Raw genomic sequence first — 1,143 nt, forward strand, 5'->3', positions numbered from 1 at the left:
GTAAGGCACATGATGGAGACAGGCAAAACCGTCACCGAAGTATCTAAAGAGATCGATGTGCCAGTGAGCAGCATCCGTTCGTGGAAGCAGCAGTACGGAAACTCAACTGAAAAATCGAAGTTGTTTGTAGATATGGAACGTCTCAAACAACTGGAGCAACAGAATCGGGAACTCCAGGAGGAGAACGAGATTCTAAAAAAGGCGATGCATTTCTTCACCAAAAACCGAGACTGATCTACCCGTTTATTTATAAACACCGCTTCCAGTTTCGTGTTGAGAAGATGTGCAGCGTCATGCAAGTCTCCCGAAGCGGCTACTACAAATGGGTAAAGGCCCGTCACAAGCCCAGCGAGCAACTGAAACGACGGAAGAAGTTGATGAAGCGAATTCAACACCACTTCGATGGCTTCAAGCAACGATACGGCAGTCCGAAAATCGCACACAAAAGCTCCGTGAAGAAGGCTGGGTCGTAGCCACCAAAACCGTTGCGAAGCTTATGAAGGAGATGGGACTGCGCTCTCGTGTTGTCAAGAAATATAAGGCGACGAAAAACTCCAAGCACAACCAGCCTGTGTATGAGAATGTACTAAACCGTCAGTTCCGTGCAGAGGCGACGAATAAGGTTTGGGTCACGGACATCACCTACGTAGCCACACAGCAGGGCTGGGTGTATTTGGCGAGCGTAATGGATCTGTTTTCACGCAAGATTGTCGGGTGGTCGATGGGGAGCCGGATGACCAAAGAACTCGTACTCGACGCGCTCGACATGGCTTACAAGCGCCAGAAGCCAGAGCCTGGACTGGTTCACCATTCAGACCGGGGCTCACAGTATGCCTCTACCGATTACCGTGAGCGTTTAGCACACTACAACATGATTGGCAGCATGAGTCGAAAAGGGAATTGTTACGACAATGCGTGCATTGAATCTTTTCACAGCGTGATCAAGAAAGAACTCGTTTATTTGACGACGTTTAAGACGCGTCAACAAGCCTACGATGCGATAAACTCGTACATTGAGTTGGAATACAATCGCATCCGTATTCATTCTTCAATCGGTTACTTAACTCCACATTTGCGCGAAAAAAGGTACTATGAGCAACAACAGGTCGCTTAATTGGTGTCTACTTTCTTGACAGAAGTCCA

1 pseudogene is annotated in these 1,143 nt (G+C 47.9%); it reads left to right on the plus strand.

Annotated features, from left to right (window positions below):
* Positions 1-1,114: pseudogene (locus tag D3P09_RS27255) on the plus strand (IS3 family transposase); the annotation flags it as partial.
* Positions 1,115-1,143 lie beyond the last annotated feature (29 nt).

Source organism: Paenibacillus pinisoli, assembly GCF_003605435.1.
Lineage (GTDB): Bacteria > Bacillota > Bacilli > Paenibacillales > Paenibacillaceae > Pristimantibacillus > Pristimantibacillus pinisoli.